Origin of the sequence: Streptomyces sp. NPDC047061, from assembly GCF_040643955.1 — a bacterium.
GTDB lineage: Bacteria > Actinomycetota > Actinomycetes > Streptomycetales > Streptomycetaceae > Streptomyces.
Window position 1 is genome coordinate 13,740 of record NZ_JBEYVI010000043.1, and the last position, 16,319, is coordinate 30,058.

Annotated in this window: 12 protein-coding genes; 4 read left to right on the forward strand and 8 right to left on the reverse strand. The window is 69.8% G+C overall.

Annotated elements, in window-relative coordinates:
* The first annotated feature begins 97 nt into the window (after nucleotides 1-97).
* Nucleotides 98-1,006: an alpha/beta hydrolase gene (locus tag ABZ887_RS41105; RefSeq protein ID WP_361301990.1), complete on the forward strand. Its 909-nt coding sequence runs from the start codon at nucleotides 98-100 to the stop codon at nucleotides 1,004-1,006.
* Here ABZ887_RS41105 and fxsT read toward each other — a convergent pair.
* The 8 genes from fxsT to ABZ887_RS41145 form a co-directional block, all read right to left on the reverse strand.
* The gene (gene fxsT, locus ABZ887_RS41110; protein WP_361301993.1) at nucleotides 999-5,036 is read right to left on the reverse strand and encodes an FxSxx-COOH system tetratricopeptide repeat protein; all 4,038 of its coding nucleotides are present in this window, start codon (nucleotides 5,034-5,036) and stop codon (nucleotides 999-1,001) included. The two genes, ABZ887_RS41105 and fxsT, sit on opposite strands and share 8 nt — an antisense overlap.
* Nucleotides 5,020-6,330, reverse strand: coding sequence for a TIR-like protein FxsC (locus tag ABZ887_RS41115; protein ID WP_361301996.1), 1,311 nt, complete (start codon nucleotides 6,328-6,330; stop codon nucleotides 5,020-5,022). Before ABZ887_RS41115 ends, fxsT begins: the two co-directional genes overlap by 17 nt.
* Before the next feature lie 91 nt (nucleotides 6,331-6,421).
* Nucleotides 6,422-7,207, reverse strand: a complete 786-nt coding sequence (locus ABZ887_RS41120; protein WP_361301999.1) for an AAC(3) family N-acetyltransferase — start codon at nucleotides 7,205-7,207, stop codon at nucleotides 6,422-6,424.
* A complete protein-coding gene (locus ABZ887_RS41125) occupies nucleotides 7,204-9,348 on the reverse strand; it encodes an FxsB family cyclophane-forming radical SAM/SPASM peptide maturase (protein ID WP_361302002.1) in 2,145 nt (714 codons plus the stop codon). Before ABZ887_RS41125 ends, ABZ887_RS41120 begins: the two co-directional genes overlap by 4 nt.
* A gap of 389 nt (nucleotides 9,349-9,737) precedes the next feature.
* Entirely contained in the window at nucleotides 9,738-10,193 is a 456-nt protein-coding gene (locus ABZ887_RS41130) for a MaoC family dehydratase (RefSeq protein ID WP_361302005.1), read from the reverse strand.
* Entirely contained in the window at nucleotides 10,190-11,716 is a 1,527-nt protein-coding gene (locus ABZ887_RS41135; protein WP_361302008.1) for a long-chain fatty acid--CoA ligase, read from the reverse strand. Before ABZ887_RS41135 ends, ABZ887_RS41130 begins: the two co-directional genes overlap by 4 nt.
* Before the next feature lie 10 nt (nucleotides 11,717-11,726).
* On the reverse strand, nucleotides 11,727-12,602 hold the full coding sequence (locus tag ABZ887_RS41140) for an amidohydrolase family protein (RefSeq protein ID WP_361302011.1): 876 nt from the start codon (nucleotides 12,600-12,602) through the stop codon (nucleotides 11,727-11,729).
* Entirely contained in the window at nucleotides 12,602-13,519 is a 918-nt protein-coding gene (locus ABZ887_RS41145) for an SDR family oxidoreductase (protein WP_361302014.1), read from the reverse strand. The genes ABZ887_RS41140 and ABZ887_RS41145 overlap by 1 nt, the downstream gene beginning before the upstream one ends.
* Before the next feature lie 230 nt (nucleotides 13,520-13,749).
* On the opposite strand from ABZ887_RS41145, the gene ABZ887_RS41150 reads away from it, so the two are divergent.
* The 3 genes from ABZ887_RS41150 to ABZ887_RS41160 are packed head-to-tail and all read left to right on the forward strand — an operon-like array spanning nucleotide 13,750 to nucleotide 16,289.
* A complete protein-coding gene (locus ABZ887_RS41150) occupies nucleotides 13,750-14,169 on the forward strand; it encodes a MarR family transcriptional regulator (RefSeq protein ID WP_361302179.1) in 420 nt (139 codons plus the stop codon).
* The gene (locus tag ABZ887_RS41155) at nucleotides 14,166-14,939 is read left to right on the forward strand and encodes an IclR family transcriptional regulator (RefSeq protein ID WP_361302017.1); all 774 of its coding nucleotides are present in this window, start codon (nucleotides 14,166-14,168) and stop codon (nucleotides 14,937-14,939) included. The genes ABZ887_RS41150 and ABZ887_RS41155 overlap by 4 nt, the downstream gene beginning before the upstream one ends.
* Before the next feature lie 9 nt (nucleotides 14,940-14,948).
* On the forward strand, nucleotides 14,949-16,289 hold the full coding sequence (locus tag ABZ887_RS41160; RefSeq protein WP_361302020.1) for a lanthionine synthetase LanC family protein: 1,341 nt from the start codon (nucleotides 14,949-14,951) through the stop codon (nucleotides 16,287-16,289).
* The last annotated feature ends 30 nt before the right edge of the window (nucleotides 16,290-16,319 follow it).

Sequence of the window (16,319 nt, forward strand, 5' to 3'; positions counted from 1 at the left end):
AGGCCGGATCTATCAGGATCATCTGGTTCACCATGGGGTTGGCTTCTTCACGACGACAGGGCATACCGCAGTTGACAGAGGCTCCAGGAGGCCGCGCATGCATACCGACGTCTACACGAGTGACGGGCGTCGTCTGGCCGTCGAGATCACCGGAGATCCCCAGGGATCCCCCGTCTTTCTGCTGCACGGCACCCCGGGCAGTCGGCTGGGCCCGACGCCCCGGCCGATGGAGCTCTACCACCAGCGGGTGCGGCTCATCAGCTACGACCGCCCCGGCTACGGCCGCTCCGACCGGCTCCCCAACCGTCAGGTCGCCCATGCGACCGCCGACGTCGCCGCCATCGCGGACACTCTCGCCATCGACAGGTTCGCCGTGGTCGGTCGCTCCGGCGGCGGCCCGCACGCTCTGGCCTGTGCCGCCCTGATGCCGGACCGGGTGACCCGGGTCGCCGTACTGGTCAGCATCGCCCCGCGCGACGCCGACGGCCTGGACTGGTTCGCCGGCATGGCCGCCTCCAACGTGCAGGAGTACGCCCACGCCCTCGCCGGACCCGAGAAGCTCGCTGCCAGCCTGCGCGAACGGTCCGCGGCCATCCGCGCCGACCCGCGCCGCCTGCTCACCCAACTGCGCTGGGAGCTCACCGAGTCGGACCGGCGCGTGGTGGCCGACGCGAGGATCCGGGCGATGCTGATGGACAATTACCGGGAGGCGCTGCGCGTCTCGGCCGACGGATGGGTGGACGACGCGCTGTCCTTCTGTGCGCCCTGGGGGTTCTCCCTGGACTCGATCTCCGTGCCCGTCCTGCTGTGGCATGGTGAGAAGGACGTGTTCGCACCGGTCAGTCATACTCGCTGGCTTGCCGATCGCATCCCTGACGGCACGGCCGTACTGCACCCCAGGGCAGCTCACTTCGCCTCGCTGCGGGTACTTCCGGACATCGTGTCCTGGCTGCTCAGCCGGAGGCGCCAGTCGGTGCCGGAGATCATGTGGCGTCTCGTCAGATAGTGGGAGGCTCAAGGTCTCGGTGGACACGCTTGCCGTCCCGCACCCTCTCCGTCTGCGGGTGCTCCGACCCCAGCAACCGTTCAAGTTCGGCTTGCGCGCTCTCCTGCAATTGGTCGGCCTCCGGAATCCGCTGCAGCGACCGCAGCGTCACCGCCAGGTTGGCCCGCGACAGAATGCTGTCCGGATGCTTGCGCCCAAAGGCTTCCTGGAACCCGGCGATCGCCATTCGCTCCAGTTCCTCTGCCTTCGGCAACTCTCCGGCTCTCGCAAGGGCGTTGGCGAGGTTGACCGCGCAGGCAAGCGTGAACGGGTGGCCGTCGCCCAGTACCTTCCGCAGCATTCCGAAGTTCTTCTCCAACTGCGTCCGCGCCCCGTCGGCCTCGCCCGCCCCGTCCATGAAGATCCCGAGGTCGTTCACCGCGGCCAGTGTGGACGGATGAGCGTCCCCGAACACGCCTTGATAGTCCCGCACGATGTTCTCGGCCTGCTCAAGGGCCGCCTGCGTGTCCCCGGTGGCATGCAAGTCGGTTGCGTAATTGAGGATGCAGTCCAGTACATCCGGTGTGGTCGTCGGGGTGCCCCGTGACCGGTAGTACTCGCGCGTCTGCAAGGTCAGCGCCCTCGCCTCGTCCACCTGGCCTGCCTTGCGCAGCGATACCGCAAGGCTCTTGGCGACGCGCAGGGTCTCGGGATAGACCTCCCCGAACCGTTCCCGGTACGCGTCGTAGGCGCCGCGCAGCAGGGAGATCGAAGAGGCATATTCACCGATCTCGCGGAGGTCTCGCCCCAGGTTGGAGAGGCTGACGAGGGTGTGCGCATGCTGAGCGCCCAGGTCATTGCGCCGCCGGTAGTAGATCATCTCGTCGATGTCGCGGGCCTCGGTGTAACGGCCGAGCAGCCTGAGACACAGCGCGCGGTTGTTGTTGGCGGTGAGAGTACGTGGGTGGTCGTCGCCGAAGTCCTCCTTGAAACCGAGATACGCCTCGGTGGCCATCGCCAGTGCATCGTCCAGGCGACCGATGGCGCCGAGGTCGGCGGAGAGGCCGCTGGCGGTCATCAGGATGTGCGGATGCCCGGCGGCCAGCAGTTCGCGCTGGCCCGCCAGCGTGGCCGAGCCCAGCGACGCGGCTTCCTTGAACTTGCCGAGCGAACGCATCACGTTGGCAATGTGGAAGCGCAGGCGCAGTAGCTGAATCTGGAGACTGGTGAGATAGCGCAGTTCTTCGGACGGCACCCGCGGCACATGGCCGTCCGATGAGACCGCAGGGCTCGTCTCTCCAAAATCCTCTGCCCGGGCAATCCTTTCGCGGCTCAGCTCGACCTGGCCTTCCCACAGTTTCCGCAGCTCTTCGCCGACCGTGAGGGCGGCGTTGAGATCCCCTCGTTTCCACAGGTAGCGGACGCGGTCGATGAGAAGCTGGCGGGTCTCGGGTTCATCACAGGTGCCGGCCTCGGACGCATCGAGATGCGGCCAGATCGCCGCGTACGCCAGCTGGTTCTCGGGGTCGTCGATGGGCTCCTCTCCGGAAGGACGGGCGCCGACGAGAATGCGGTGCACGACGTGCTGGGACTCTCGCTGTTCCTGGGGCGTCAGCTGGGAACGGACTACCGCCTGTACCAGTCGGTGGACCTGGATCGAGCCCGGCGAGCTCTCCACCTTGGCGAGAGCGAACCGGCCCAGTTCGCGGATCACCCGCCCGAGCACCACCTTTTCCTGCAGCGAGGGATCCTTGGCCGCAAGGACGCGGATCATCTCATCGCCGTACAGCAGCTTGTCGGAGATCGGCTCGGCTGCGAAGAACGCGCAGAGCTGCAACAGCCGGACGGCGGCCGGCGAGCGCTCGTTGAGGCGCTCGATGGAGACGTTCCACGTCGCGGCGACGGGCTGCGGATAGTCGGCGGGTTGACTGGACGACAGGGTTCTCTCGATCTGCTGCTCCAGTTCGGTGAGGTAGTCGCCGACAGGCGTCCCGGTCTCGGCGAGCCAGGCGCCGGCCTGTTCCACGGCGAGGGGCAGGTCACCCAGGGCCTCGGCGACCCGGTCGGCGTCCTCGGCGGTGAGTCCGGTGACCCGGCGCAGCAGGTGCTCGATGCTCTCCTCACGGAGGAAGGGGGCGATTTCCTGTGCTTCGCCGTGCTCTCGCCAGTTCTGGTTGCGGGAAGTGATCAATACATGGCCACCGCCGGGAAGGTAGGGGCTGACCTCCTGCGGCTCGTCGGCATTGTCGAAGACCAGCAGCCAGCGCAGCGTCGCACTCCTCTGCCGCAAGTACTCGCATACCTGCTCGGCAGCCTGAGCCGCGTCATCGCCGACCCGTAGGCCCAGTGCCGAAGCCAGATCGGCAAGCGCGGACACGATGAGTTCGCCCTGCTCAGCGGGGATCCACCACACCAGGTCGTAGGCGGCGGCGAAGCGATGTGCGTACTCCAGGGCGATCTGCGTCTTGCCGACACCGCCGAGACCATAAAGCGTGAACGGCGTCCGGGAGCCGCCGAACGCCTGATCGCCGAGGCGGTCGCGCAGGTGCTCAAGAACCGCGGTGCGGCCCGTGAAAGAGGTGTTGCGTGGCGAGGCGTTCCAGGTCCTGGGCACGAGGTCCGGGAAACGGACATCGGCGTCGGCGTGCTCGGCACGCGGCGGTGGCTTGCCCAGGACTCGTAGCAGCGCACCAGCGGCGTCCACCGCGTTGCTGCGCACCAGGTCGACCGCAGCCCACTCACTGGATGCCCGTGCCGGGAGGACGTCACCGACGCGTACCACGAGTACCTGGCGACGTCCGGTGGGATCGTTGCCGGCGGCCGTCTCCCACACCTGCAGAGCCCGCGCCGAACGCTGGTACGCCGGAGACACGATGACCACGGTCCGATCTGCGGGTGCCTTCGCGCCGTCGCCCTCGCAGCCCACGTACTTCAGCACCGCCCGGAGCCCCGCCCGCGACAGCACGGCCGCGATCCACTCGGCCCACATCCGGTCCTCGGCGACATAGCTGAGATGCAGGTCGACGGAGAACGAGGAGCGTGTCCGGGTGAATTTCCGTTTGATGTCCAGTCGTACGTCCTCCACCATGCGCGGCAGCGCGGTCACGGCATTGTCGGAGATCGCACGGGTGAGCCGCTCGAAGGCCGCCAGCAGCGACGCCGAGGTACCGGCCGCGTCGCCGAAGACGGCCAGGGTCTCCTCGTAGGCGTAGTAAGGACGGTAGGGCACCTCCACCGAGCCCCAGTAGGAGGCGAGTTCGTCCTCCGACATGCCGGACGGGAACCCGTGGAACCTTGCCCGGGCCAGTGAACGGCCCACGTCCGCCTTTTCCTTTTCCCCCTCGTCGATGCGCATCGGCACGGGCAGGATCCGGATGCGGCGTCTGTTGAACCGCTCGGTGATGTCTCGTGCCGCCCTGGCCGCCCCATCGATGCTCTGGTCGGTGAGGGTGAAGCAGTCCACGAGCAGGTCGGGCAGGTGGGCGGTGCAGATGTCGGCGATGTCGGAGAACCCGGTGCGGCTGTCGATGAGGACGTAGTCGTAGGTGCAGCGCATCTCTTCGCGCAACGCGTCGAAGAACAGTCCGCCGCCGAGCCGGCCGTAGAAGTTGTCCCAGTCGAAGGTGGTGACCATCGCCGAGTAGTCGCGGTTCTGCCGGCCGGCCAACACGATGTCAAGAGTGCCACCTTCGGGAAACGGCCACTCCAGGGACACGGCGTGGCGCTGGATGCGGGCGTACTCGCGGTGCCAGTCGTCGGGACGGGGCTCGGGCTCGCCCTCACCGTCGTCAGTGGCCGCCCAGGTGTAGTCGGCGAGCATGTCGATGACACCGGTGGTCGCCCCGATGGTGGCCGGGTCGAGGAACGGGTGGAAGAAGCGGTGCAGTCCGGGCGCCTCCAGGTCCCAGTCGACGGCGAGCACGCGTTTGCCGTTGGCGGCCAGGATCCAGGCGACGTTCGCCAGGGCCATCGTCCGCCCGGTGCCGCCCTTGTACGAGTAGAACGTCACGATCCGGCCTTCACGGCGGCCCTTCTCATCGAAGCTGATCATCGTGACCTTCCTCCCCGGCTTCCCGTCCGCGTCCCTGGGATGGCCGGCCGTCCTGACTGTTCACCGCGCCCAGGCGGAAACGCGGCGGAGCATCGCCGGGCGGGGTCCGAACGGGGGCCCGTCTCAAGTACTCGGCCGCCGCCCAGTGCACAACGCGCGGGAACTCGTCGCTGAACGACCGGCAGTCCGGCCCCAGTACGGTCGGCCGACCGGCCTGCATCTGACGGTGGGTCCGGCGCGGCAGGGCTGACTCGACCTCGGTGGCCGCGTCTCGCCCGTCCGCATCATCGTCCGGGTCCGTGCTGTTCCAGGGCACCACGAGTCCGGTCGCCTTCCGATTGTCGCCATCGAACTCACCCAACCGCGCCCGGTGTTCGGGGTCACGCAGCCACCAGCGGTCCAGCAGCAGCACCTCCGGGCCGTCAGAGGGCTCCTGCAGGTGATCGAACTCCTGCACATCGGGCTGGAATGCAAGCTCTTCGGCTATGTCGGAAGCCACCTGGCGCAGCGGGTGCGGCATTTCGGGCTGATAGGGCCGCCAATCCAGAGGCGTGTCACCGTAGTACTCAGGACTACGCCCATCGGGTAACCGCCGACGCGAACCGGCTGCGACGCTGATCCGCAGCCTGCGCCCGGTCGTCGGCCGGGTTCGCGGGCGCAGCGTGAATGCGTCCTGCGCGGTGTGCAGCGCCTCCGGGTCGCCTTTCTGCACCTCTATGCTCTCTCCCACTTCCACGATGCGTCTGGCGAGATGCAGCACGGCTTTCTGGTAATCGCTGCGGAACGAGTTGATCTTGGTCAGTCCGTAGAGTCCGAACATCCGGTAGCGCGCACCGTGTTCGGGTCCGTAGAACTGGATTTCCCGGACGCAGTCCGGAAGCCGGTGATCCGGCACCGGCACCCACAGGGCCGGCACAACGGCGCTGGGCAACCCGTATTGTGTCGGCTCTATGTATCGGGCCTCCCGCAGCCCGAACGTGGTCCATTCCTTGCCGCACCAAGGGCTGATGAAGTAGCGGGGCGAGTACAGGGGCACGAAGACCCGGCAGCCCGTCAGCGAGTTCGCCAGTTCCCGGTTCCAGATCTGACCGGCTCTCATCCGCCGGTCCATGAAGCCCGCCGCTCCCGCCTGGACCGTCGTCATCGCCCGGATGTGCTCGCACAGATCACGGAACAGCCGGTGCACCCACATGTCCGGATCGGACGCGTCGGACTCGTCCCGAGGCACATGGGCGTAGCTGAGGAAGAAGTAGGGCGCAGTGTCGTCCGCCCCCATCGGCTCCGTCGGCTGCACGCGCTCCCCCGATCCCCGGCCCTGCCCTGTGCAACACGGACACTCAGTGTAAGGAGATCTCAGCGCTTTGTGACCATTCCGTGAAAATGCACTACTGGCGATTTCCGGCCAGCCATGAGACGGCGAACTCCACGGCCTGCGCAAGCGGGAACAACACTGCCTGCGCGTCGCCGAACCGCCCCCGTGCGACCACCGTTGTCCCGCCGGCCTCGAACTCGCTGCCCAGAATGCCGAAGTCACGGTCGTCGAGGGCGACATCCTCGTACGACATCCATGTCCGCACTCCGCCGCGCAGCACGACACATCGGTAGAGCCGCCGCGGAGGGTGCGGGACCCTGTACTCACCGAGGTGGAACGCTGTGCACACCTCGTACCCGACCCCGAGGAGCAGCACGTACGCGCCGGCCCGCTCCAGTCGTGCGAGCGGTGAGCGCTCCCCGAGGTGGCACTCCTCGTCGTGTCGCCCCATCAGTTCCCCGGACCGCGCCCCGAGCGCTGCGAACGAGGTCTGCGGATGAGCGCTGCGTACCGCTCCCTGGGCACGGCGCACGGCCTCGGCGAACGCCCCCATCCTCTCGGAAGGCGTCCTGTCCCGCTCGAACGGCGGCATCAGTGCACGGTGCAGGACCCGCTGGCGGTGCGTCATGCCTCGGGTGCGGTCGAGGTAGTCCGGAGATGTGTCGGAGTTCCCGGCGGTGAATGCCGGCACGACGACGGTTCCTTCAGGGCCGAGAACGTCGAGCAGTGCGGCCAGGAAGGCCTCGGGGCCGGCGCCGACTCGACGCAGGGAGACATGCACGAGGACGGTGGCTCCGGGGCGCACACCGAGGTCCACAAGGCTGCGGGCCAGGGAGTTTCCCTCGACGCCCCCGCTCACAGCGACCGTCCCACACCCTGGACGAACCTTCGGCCGAGTACCGTCAGCGAGCCGGACTCCGACAGCTCATGCCACCTGGCCCGGGTGGCGACGGCCGACCGGGTATCGAACAGGGTGTCGGTGGCAACGCGTCCGTAGATGTCGGCGAGCAGTGCGCCGGTCCGCGTGTCCCGCTCGTCGTAGAGCTCGCACTCGTCGAGTAGGACGTCCAGGAGTCCGAGCCGGAAGCCGCGGACCAGATCAGCGGCGACCCGGGCCGGTTCGGGGGCGTGGGAACCCCCGGCTTCCAGATGGAGGCCCAGGGCGGCGAACCCGCCGCCAGCGATGGGGTGGCCCCCTGGCGGGGCGGCGAGCGGAGTCAGCACTCGGAGCCCGGTCGTCATGCCCGCCGCGACGCCCGGCAGGGTCTCGGCGATCACATCCCATGCCCGGGGGAGGACTTCGCGCCAGAGCACCACCTCGTGGTCCGTCAGCCGAGACTTTACCGGGGCGTCGAAACAGTCCCGGTACGGATCGATGTCGTCCAGGGCGAGCTCCAGCCGTCCCGGCCTCAGCCGTCGTACCGGCTCCCAGTGGGGTCCGCCCAGGTCGCCCGGGGTCAGCCGGACCGTTCCGCCGACTCCTTCGAGGTGAAGCCGGCCGGCTCCGGGCAGTTCGGCGAAACCGTTCGTCACCGGTACCTCGACGGCGTCGACCATGCCGGTGGGCAGGACCATTGCGGCGACCAGCGAGGCCAAGTGGTCGGGCGAGGCCGCGCCGTCAAGGCAGCGCACCGCCCAGGGCCGGGTGAAGGGGTGCACCAGGAGGGCTGCGAGCTGTACCTCGTCGCAGGCTTGCAGGTCAAGGGCGAGCTGCCACGCGGGGTTCCACAACTTCCTTTGGGAATCCGGAAGTTCAGTATTGAGCTCTTTCAGAAGACCCAGGGTGACGCCCTGCCGGACCTCGACGAGGGCGCGCACCGCGGTGCCGTCGTCCGTGCCGTCCGCCAGAGCGTCGAAACCGTCGAGCGGGCGGCCGATGTCGATACCGGTGCGGTCGCCCAGCGACTCGACGAGCCGTTTCAGATCGGCGCAGTAGACCGACGGGTTGTCGAATCCGCTGTCGTCGCCGCGGTATCGGTGTGCGTAGAGCCCGCCGCCGCAGGATCTGACCACGGGGCAGCGTCGGCACACGGCGGACAGGCCGTCGATCCCTTGCTGGCGTGCGGTCATGCCCGGGTGGCGGGAGACCTCGTCGAGGCTGTGCTGGAAAACGTTCTTGCCGGTGACCGGCGCTCCGTCGTATGCCGTCTTGAGGGAGTCGGCCTGTTCATAGGTGCCGTCGGTCTCGACCACGACGACGTCGGCCGACTCCAGCCCCATCGACTCGGTCCGGGCCGGTCCGCCGCCGAGGGTGCTGATCACCGAGTCGAAGAGCCGCACGGGCACCGGGCAGCCCTGTCCGGTCCACCGGTCATGGACCGCGAGCAGCCAGTCGGCGTACGGGGTGGCCACGCCGTCGGGGCGCAGCGGCGGGGCGTCCCAGGTGGCGTGCGGGAGAAGGAAGTCGATGTGCGGGGGCCGCAGCCCGGCAAGGGCGTCGTAGACAGCGACGGGGTCGTTGCGGACATCGACCGTGCACAGGATCCCGGTAAAGAGGTGCCGGTAGCGGTCCTGCCCGAGGCGGGCGATCGCGGCGAGCACCTCGGCATGGCTGCTGCGGCCGTCGCGGTGGAGGCGATAGCGGTCGTTGGCCGCACGGTCGCCGTCGAGTGAGATGCCGACGCGGACGTCGTGCTCAGCGAACAGGTCGAGGTACCGCTCGGTGAGCCGGAGGCCGTTGGTGTGTACACGCAGTTCGAGGTCGCTCACCCTGTCCAGCGCGGTGCGTAGCTGCTCACAGACGTACCTCAGGCGGGACGGGCCGGCCAGCAAGGGTTCGCCTCCGTGCAGGATCACCTGCACGGAGGCCAGTCCATGAGCTTCGGCGTGCTCCGCCAAGCGCTGAGCCGTCCGGGAGACGATTTCCTCGGAGATCACCCGAGGTCTGGACGCCCAGCTCTGGTCGGCATGCTCGTAGACGTAGCAGTGCCGACACGCGAGATCGCACCTGCTGTGCACTTTCAGCACAAGCTGCCGCAATGGGACAACGGGGCTGGTCATGACGGCACCGGCCGGATACAGGGGTGCGTTCAAATGGAGGACTGAAACGTCACTCCGGCTCCCCTGGCCGCCTGGGTGGACGACAGGGCCCGCCGCACACCGCGAACGCTTTTCGGATCGGACGGAGTGTCAAGACGCAGGGCGGTCCTGGGGGACCCGGCAGCGACCGACGACTGCACGGTCGTTGCCGCGGTGGTCCTTGCTGGAATGGTCACGGCTCTCCCTCGGCGCATGGGTCTGTCACAGCAGTGTTCACTATGACGGCAACATGACGTATGTCAGCGAGAAAACCGTACCGCCCTCCAATCTCGGTTGCTGACTGATGGGTTCGCCGTGTTTCATTCCCAAGTCGTCGGCAAAGGACACCGAGGGATCCCGCGGGCACCCCCTCAGGCGTAGAACCGCGACAGGCTCTGCAGCACGGCGGCGGGCTTGGTCCCGCCGTCGATCTCGATCGTCCCGTCGACGGCGATCTGCACGCCGCCCGCCACCTCCTCGACCTCCGTCAGGCGGCCGGCCAGGCGGATGCGGGAGCCGACCTTCACGGGGGACGGGAAACGCACCTTGTTCAGGCCGTAGTTGACCTTCGTGGTGACGCCCTGGACGTCCAGCAGCTCGGTGAACAGGGGGATGAACAGCGACAGGGTGAGGTAGCCGTGGGCGATCGGGGCGCCGAAGGGGCCCGCGGCCGCCCGCTCCGGGTCGACGTGGATCCACTGGTGGTCGCCGGTCGCGTCGGCGAAGGTGTCGATGCGGTCCTGGGTGACCTCGATCCAGTCGCTGGTGCCCAGGTCGCTGCCCGCGAGCTTCTTCAGTTCGTCGAGGCCGTTGACGGTGACGGTCATGTGGGGTTCCTTGGCTGGGAGTCGGGAGAGCCGTAGCGCTTGCGCACGCGGGCCTTGAGGAGTTTTCCGGAGGCGGTGCGCGGGAGTTCGTCCGCGAGCACCACCGACTTGGGGACCTTGTACTTGGCGAGCCGCCCGGCCAGCGAGGCGAGCACCTCGTCGGGGTCGAGGACGGCGCCCTCGCGGGGCACGACCACCGCGCGCGGCACCTCGCCCCACTTGTCGTCCGGTACGCCGATCACCGCGCACTCGACGATGCCGGGGTGGGCGAGGAGCACGTCCTCGATCTCGGCGGGGTAGATGTTCTCGCCTCCGGAGATGATCATGTCCTTGAGTCGGTCGACGACGAACACGTAGCCGTCCTCGTCGACCGTGGCCGCGTCCCCGCTGCGGAACCAGCCGTCCGCGAAGGAGGCCGCGGTCTCCTCCGGCAGCCCCCAGTAGCCGGGCATGACATGGGGTCCGCGGACCATGATCTCGCCGGGCTCGCCGACGTCGACCTGGGTCAGGTCGGGCCGCACCACCCGTACGTCGGTGAAGAAGTGCGGCACGCCGGCCGAGCCGGCCTTGCTGATCGCGTGCTCGGCGTCGAGGAAGAGGGCGCCGGGTGCGGCCTCGGTCATGCCGTAGCCCTGCAGGAAGGTCAGTCCCCGTGCCTGGTAGAGAGCGATCAGCGGGGTCGGGACCGGGGAGCCGCCGCAGGTGAGGATGCGCAGCGAGGACAGGTCGGCGTCCGGCCAGCGGGGGTGGCGGGCCACCTGGTCGAACATGGTGGGGACCCCGAACATGAAGGTGATCCGGTGCTGTTCGATCAGGTCGAAGGTGGCCTCCGGGTCGAAGGACTCCACCAGGACACAGGTGCCGCCCTTCAGGAGGACCGGGAGGGTGAGCATGTTGAGGCCCGCCGTGTGGAACAACGGAGCCGAGACCAGGGCCCGTTCGTTGGCGATCAGGTCGGTGTCGACCAGCACGTTGAGCGCGTTCCAGGTGAGGTTGCCGTGCGTGAGCATCGCGCCCTTGGGGCGCCCGGTCGTCCCCGAGGTGTACATGATGATGCAGGTGTCGTCGGGGACGACGGGTTCGTCGATCGGGTCCTCGGCCGCGGCTGCCAGCAACTCCTCGTACTCCGGGCCCACTTCGACGTACGTCCGGACGTCGGTGGTGCCGGGCAGGCCGGCGACCAGGCCGGCGTGCGAGGGCCCGTAGAGCAGGGCCTTGGCGCCGGAGTCGGCGAGCTGGTAGGCGATCTCGGGGCCCACCAGGCGGGTGTTGAGCGGGACGAAGACCGCGCCGAGGGTGCCGGCCGCGAACAGGGTCTCCAGGTAGGCGGGGTGGTTCGGGCCGAGGTAGGCGATGCGGTCGCCGCGGCGGATGCCCCGGGCGCGCAGGGCGTGGGCCAGCCGGGTGGTGCGTGCGTGCAGTGTGCGGTAGTCGGTCGGCTGCCCGCCGAACACCAGTGCCGTGCGGTACGGGGTCTTGCGGGCCCGGCGTGCGGGCCACGACCCCAGTCCCTCGTTGCGCATCTGCGGCCCCTTACGACGTGGTCAGCCCGAGCAGGCGGGCGGCGTTCTCCTTGAGGATCTTCGGCCGGACCTCGTCCTTGATCGGCAGCTTCGCGAAGTCGGCGAGCCACCGGTCGGGGGTGAGGACGGGGAAGTCGGAGCCGAACAGCACCTTGTCCTTGAGCAGCGTGTTGGCGTACTGCACCAGCTGCGGCGGGAAGTACTTCGGCGACCAGCCGGACAGGTCGATGTGCACGCCCGGCTTGTGGGTGGCGACGGCAAGGGCCTCGTCCTGCCAGGGGAAGGACGGGTGCGCCAGGATGATCTTCAGGTGCGGGAAGTCGGCCGCCACGTCGTCCACGTGGAGCGGGTTGCTGTACTTCAGCCGGATCCCGCCGCCGCCCGGGACACCGGCCCCGATGCCGGTCTGGCCGGTGTGGAAGAGGGCGATGGTGCCGGTCTCCTCGATCACCTCGTACAGGCCGTACGCCACCGCGCGGTCGTTCGGGAAGAAGCCCTGGATGCTGGGGTGGAACTTGAAGCCCTTCACCCCGTACTCCTCGACCAGGCGGCGGGCCTGGCGGATGCCGGCCTTCCCGCGGAAGGGGTCGACGGAGGCGAACGGGATCAGCACGTCGGCGTTGGCCGCGGCGGCCTCCGCCACCTCCTCGTTCGGTACCGGCGCGGTGCCGGTCGCGGACTCGGCGTCCACCGTGAAGATCACGGCGGCCATGTTCCGCTCCCGGTAGTACGCGGCGGTTTCCTCGATGGTCGGCTTCCGCTTGCCCTCCGTCCTGAAGTAGGCGGCGGAGGCCTCGTGCAGGTCGTCGTCGAGGGAGGAGTGCCCGCGGGAGGAGACCTCGGCGTGCGTGTGGACGTCGATGGCGGTGAGAGCCTCGATGTCCATCACGCCTCCGGGAGCTTGGGCGCCGGGATGCCGACCGTCTGGAGTTCGGCGCCGACCGAGGTGGGGAAGGCGTCGGCCAGGGTGTCCGGGGTCCATCCGCCGTCCGCGTAGGCCGCCCTGATCTCCTGGGGATGCGACCAGAGTGCCACCTTGTCGCCGCCGATGCCGATGGCCTGGCCGGTGATGCCCCGGGCGGCCTCGGAGGCCAGGAAGGGGACGACGGCCGCGCAGTCGTCGGGGGTGCCGAAACCCTCGCCCCTGCGCAGGAAGCCCGGGAGCGGCTCGCCGTTCTTCATGGCCTCGACGTACGGGGCGAAGGCCGGAATGGTCTCGGTCATCGCGGTGGCGGCCACCGGGACGATCGCGTTGACCGTGATGCCCGCCCGGCCCAGCTCCATCGACCAGGTACGGGCCATGGCGGCGATGCCGGCCTTGGCGGCGCTGTAGTTGGTCTGGCCGAAGTTGCCGCGCTGGCCGGCCGGGGAGCCGACCAGGATCAGGGTGCCGCCCTCGCCCTGCTCGCGCATCCGGACGGCGGCGGCGCGGGCGCAGGTGAAGGTGCCCTTGAGGTGGGTGGCGATCACCGCGTCGAAGTCGTCGTCGGTCATCTTCCACAGCACCTTGTCGCGCAGGATGCCCGCGTTGGTGACCAGGATGTCGAGGCGGCCGAACTCCTGGACCGCCCGGTTCACGAGCCGGTCCGCGGCCTCGGCGGTGCCGACCGGGACCACCTCGGCGACGGCGGTGCCGCCGGCCTCGGCGATGGACTTCACGGCCTGCTCGGCGACGGTCTCGTCCACGTCGTTGACGACCACTGAGGCGCCGTGGGCGGCGAGGGCATGGGCGTAGGCGAGGCCCAGGCCCCGGCCGCTGCCGGTCACGACGGCGGCCTTGCCGGTGAGATCGATGGTGGGCACGGTCGGTCCCTTCACAGACGACGGTGGCGGCCCCGGGGGCCACCTGCGGCTTTCGAGATCGAAGCTAAGAGCAATAATTGTTGTCGTCAATAGTTGTTGCCGACCTACGGGTGCCTCATGCTGGAATCTGTCCGACCGCCCGCCCCGTCGCCGGGGCCCGTACCAGGGAGACCGCCATCACTCGCCGGCACACCGAGAAACCGACCTCGATCGACGCGGACGAGCCGTGGATGCGCGGGCTGCACGCGGACACGGGCTACCTGCTGTACCGCCTGGGCCTGCGCTCGGGGCAGCTCTTCAACACGTTCCTGCAGGAGTCGGGGCTGCGGCTGCGCCACTACGCGGTGCTGCGCTTCCTCGCCGGCTCGGAGGGCTCGCTCCAGCGGGAGCTGAGCGCCCGGCTCGGCTACGACCCGAGCGCGATCGTCGGCCTGGTCGACGACCTGGAGAAGCTGGGCTTCGCCGAGCGGCGCCCCTCCCCCGACGACCGCCGCAGCCGCATCGTCGTGCTGACCGAGGCCGGGCGGGAGTTCCTGCGGGACACCGACGAGGCCGGCCAGCGGGTGACGAACGACCTGCTGGGCCCGCTGGAGCCCGCCGAGCGGGCCGCGCTCCACACGCTGCTGCTGCGCGTCGCCGACCGGCCATGACCGCCGCCGCCCGGTCCGCGCCCGACCGGCTGCTCGCGGTGCTGGCCGCCTTCGACCACGGGCATCCGGCGCTGAGCCTGTCCGGCATCAGCCGCCGGGCCGGGCTCTCCCTGACCACCGCGCACCGGCTGGTCGGGGCGCTCACCGTATGGGGCGCGCTGGAACGCGACGCGGACGGCCTCTACCACGTGGGCCTGCGGCTCTGGGAGCTGGCCGCGCTGGCGCCGCGCGGTCTGGCGCTGCGGCAGATCGCCCTGCCGTACCTGGAGGACCTGTACGAGGCCACCCACGAGAACGTGCAGCTGGCGGTGCGGGACGGGGCCGAGGTCGTCTACATCGAGTGGCTGTCGGGACGTTCGGCGGTGGGCGTGCACATCCGGGTGGGCGCCCGCTGGCCGCTGCACGCGACCGGGGTGGGGCTCGCCCTGCTCGCACACGAGCCGCCCGGCTTCCAACAGGACTACTGCGCGGGCCCGTTGGCATCCTTCACGCCGTACACCGTCACGGATCCGGACCGGCTGCGCCGCTCGCTGGCCGAAGTACGGCGTACGGGTGCCGCGGTGAGCAGCCGTCAGGTCACCGACGACGCGCTGTCGGTGGCGGCTCCGGTGCGCGGGACGACCGGGCAGGTGGTCGCGGCCGTCTCGGTGGTGGTGCCCGAGGCCGACGCCCAGGTACCGGTGCTGGTCCCGGCGGTGCGGCTGGCGGCCCGCGGGATCTCCCGGGCGCTGGGCTGGCAGCCGGACCGGACGCCCTCAGAGGCCGGGTAACGTGTCCGGGTGACGACGAGTGACGTGTACAGAGAACTGGGCGAGGCCGCCTGGGCATGGGTGCTGGGGCAGGTACGGGAGGACGAGGGCCCCTGGCTGCCGGAGTCGGTGCCGGAGGAGGACCCCGAGGCCCCCTCGCCCGACGAGGACCGGGACTCGCTGTACGCGGGCATCGCGGGCCTGGCCCCGGCACTGGCGGAGATCGCGCGGTACCGGGCACTGAGCGCGCCGGAACAGACCCTGGCGGGCGGGATCGTGAGCCGGCTGTCGGCGCAGGCACCCGTCGTGACCGAGCCCTCCCTCTACATCGGCCTGGCGGGCCATGCCACGGCGCTGCGCCTGCTCACCCCTGGCAGCGAGGCGGTCGTGCTGCGGCGGCTGGCCGAACTCGCGACCCCCGAGGGCTGGCGGACCACCACCGCCTTCGTGCCGGATTCGGACGCGCCCCTCACCGACATCATCATGGGCGTCGCGGGCGTGGTGATGACGGCCGTCTGGGCGGGCGGCGAGTACGCGCAGGCGATCGCGACGACCGGCGGCGAGGCCCTGCTGCGGATGGCGGACCGCACGGAGACGGGCCTGGACTGGGGGATCTCGCCGAGCACGGAATGGCGCTGCCCGAACTACTCGCACGGCGCCGCCGGGGTGGGCGCCGCACTGGCGGTGGCGGGCGCGGCACTGCACCGTGAGGACTTCGTCGCGGCCGCCGTGGACGCGGCCCGCCATGTGCTGGCCATGGGCTCGCTCGCGGACGGCGGTTTCGTCGTCCCGCACACCATCCCGCCGTCGAAGCGGGAGGTGGAGCCGGTGACGTACACCTGGTGCCACGGTCCGGCCGGCACCTCGCACCTGTTCGCGGCGCTCGCCCACGCGGGCGTCACCGAGGTGGCGGGGCACGACGTCGAGGAGCTGCGGCAGCGCTGCCTGACCTCGATCCTCACCTCGGGGCTCCCGGAGCGGCTGCGTCCCGGTTTCTGGGACAACGACGGCCGCTGCTGCGGGACGGCGGGCGTCGGGGACGTCCTCCTCGACGCGGCGCAGGACCTCGCGGGGACGCCGCGGGCGGACACGCTGGTGGGCGCCGCGGTGCGGATGGGCGACGCGCTCGTGGAGCGGGCGGTCCGGGACGGGGCCGGCGCCCGCTGGCGGTTCGTCGAGTACCGCATCGAGTCCCCGCTGCTGCCGCCGGGCACCTCCTGGATGCAGGGCGCGGCGGGCATCGCGGCCTACCTGCTGCGCCTCGCCCGGTACCTCGACACCGGTCCGGACGCCTCGGTCGTGGACCGCCCGGACCAGTGGTGGGCGGTACCGGCGCGGGTAAGGGCTGAGCGGCCGACGCTGGTCAGGTGAGTGCGCGGGTGCGGGGCGAGCGGCCGGCGC

Bases quoted from the DNA above. Each gene is read 5' to 3' on its own strand.
- ABZ887_RS41105 (WP_361301990.1), top strand. From the start codon at position 98: ATGCATACCGACGTCTACACGAGTGACGGGCGTCGTCTGGCCGTCGAG.
- fxsT (WP_361301993.1), bottom strand. From the start codon at position 5,036: ATGATCAGCTTCGATGAGAAGGGCCGCCGTGAAGGCCGGATCGTGACG.
- ABZ887_RS41125 (WP_361302002.1), bottom strand. From the start codon at position 9,348: ATGACCAGCCCCGTTGTCCCATTGCGGCAGCTTGTGCTGAAAGTGCAC.
- ABZ887_RS41130 (WP_361302005.1), bottom strand. From the start codon at position 10,193: ATGACCGTCACCGTCAACGGCCTCGACGAACTGAAGAAGCTCGCGGGC.
- ABZ887_RS41135 (WP_361302008.1), bottom strand. From the start codon at position 11,716: ATGCGCAACGAGGGACTGGGGTCGTGGCCCGCACGCCGGGCCCGCAAG.
- ABZ887_RS41140 (WP_361302011.1), bottom strand. From the start codon at position 12,602: ATGGACATCGAGGCTCTCACCGCCATCGACGTCCACACGCACGCCGAG.
- ABZ887_RS41150 (WP_361302179.1), top strand. From the start codon at position 13,750: ATGCGCGGGCTGCACGCGGACACGGGCTACCTGCTGTACCGCCTGGGC.
- ABZ887_RS41155 (WP_361302017.1), top strand. From the start codon at position 14,166: ATGACCGCCGCCGCCCGGTCCGCGCCCGACCGGCTGCTCGCGGTGCTG.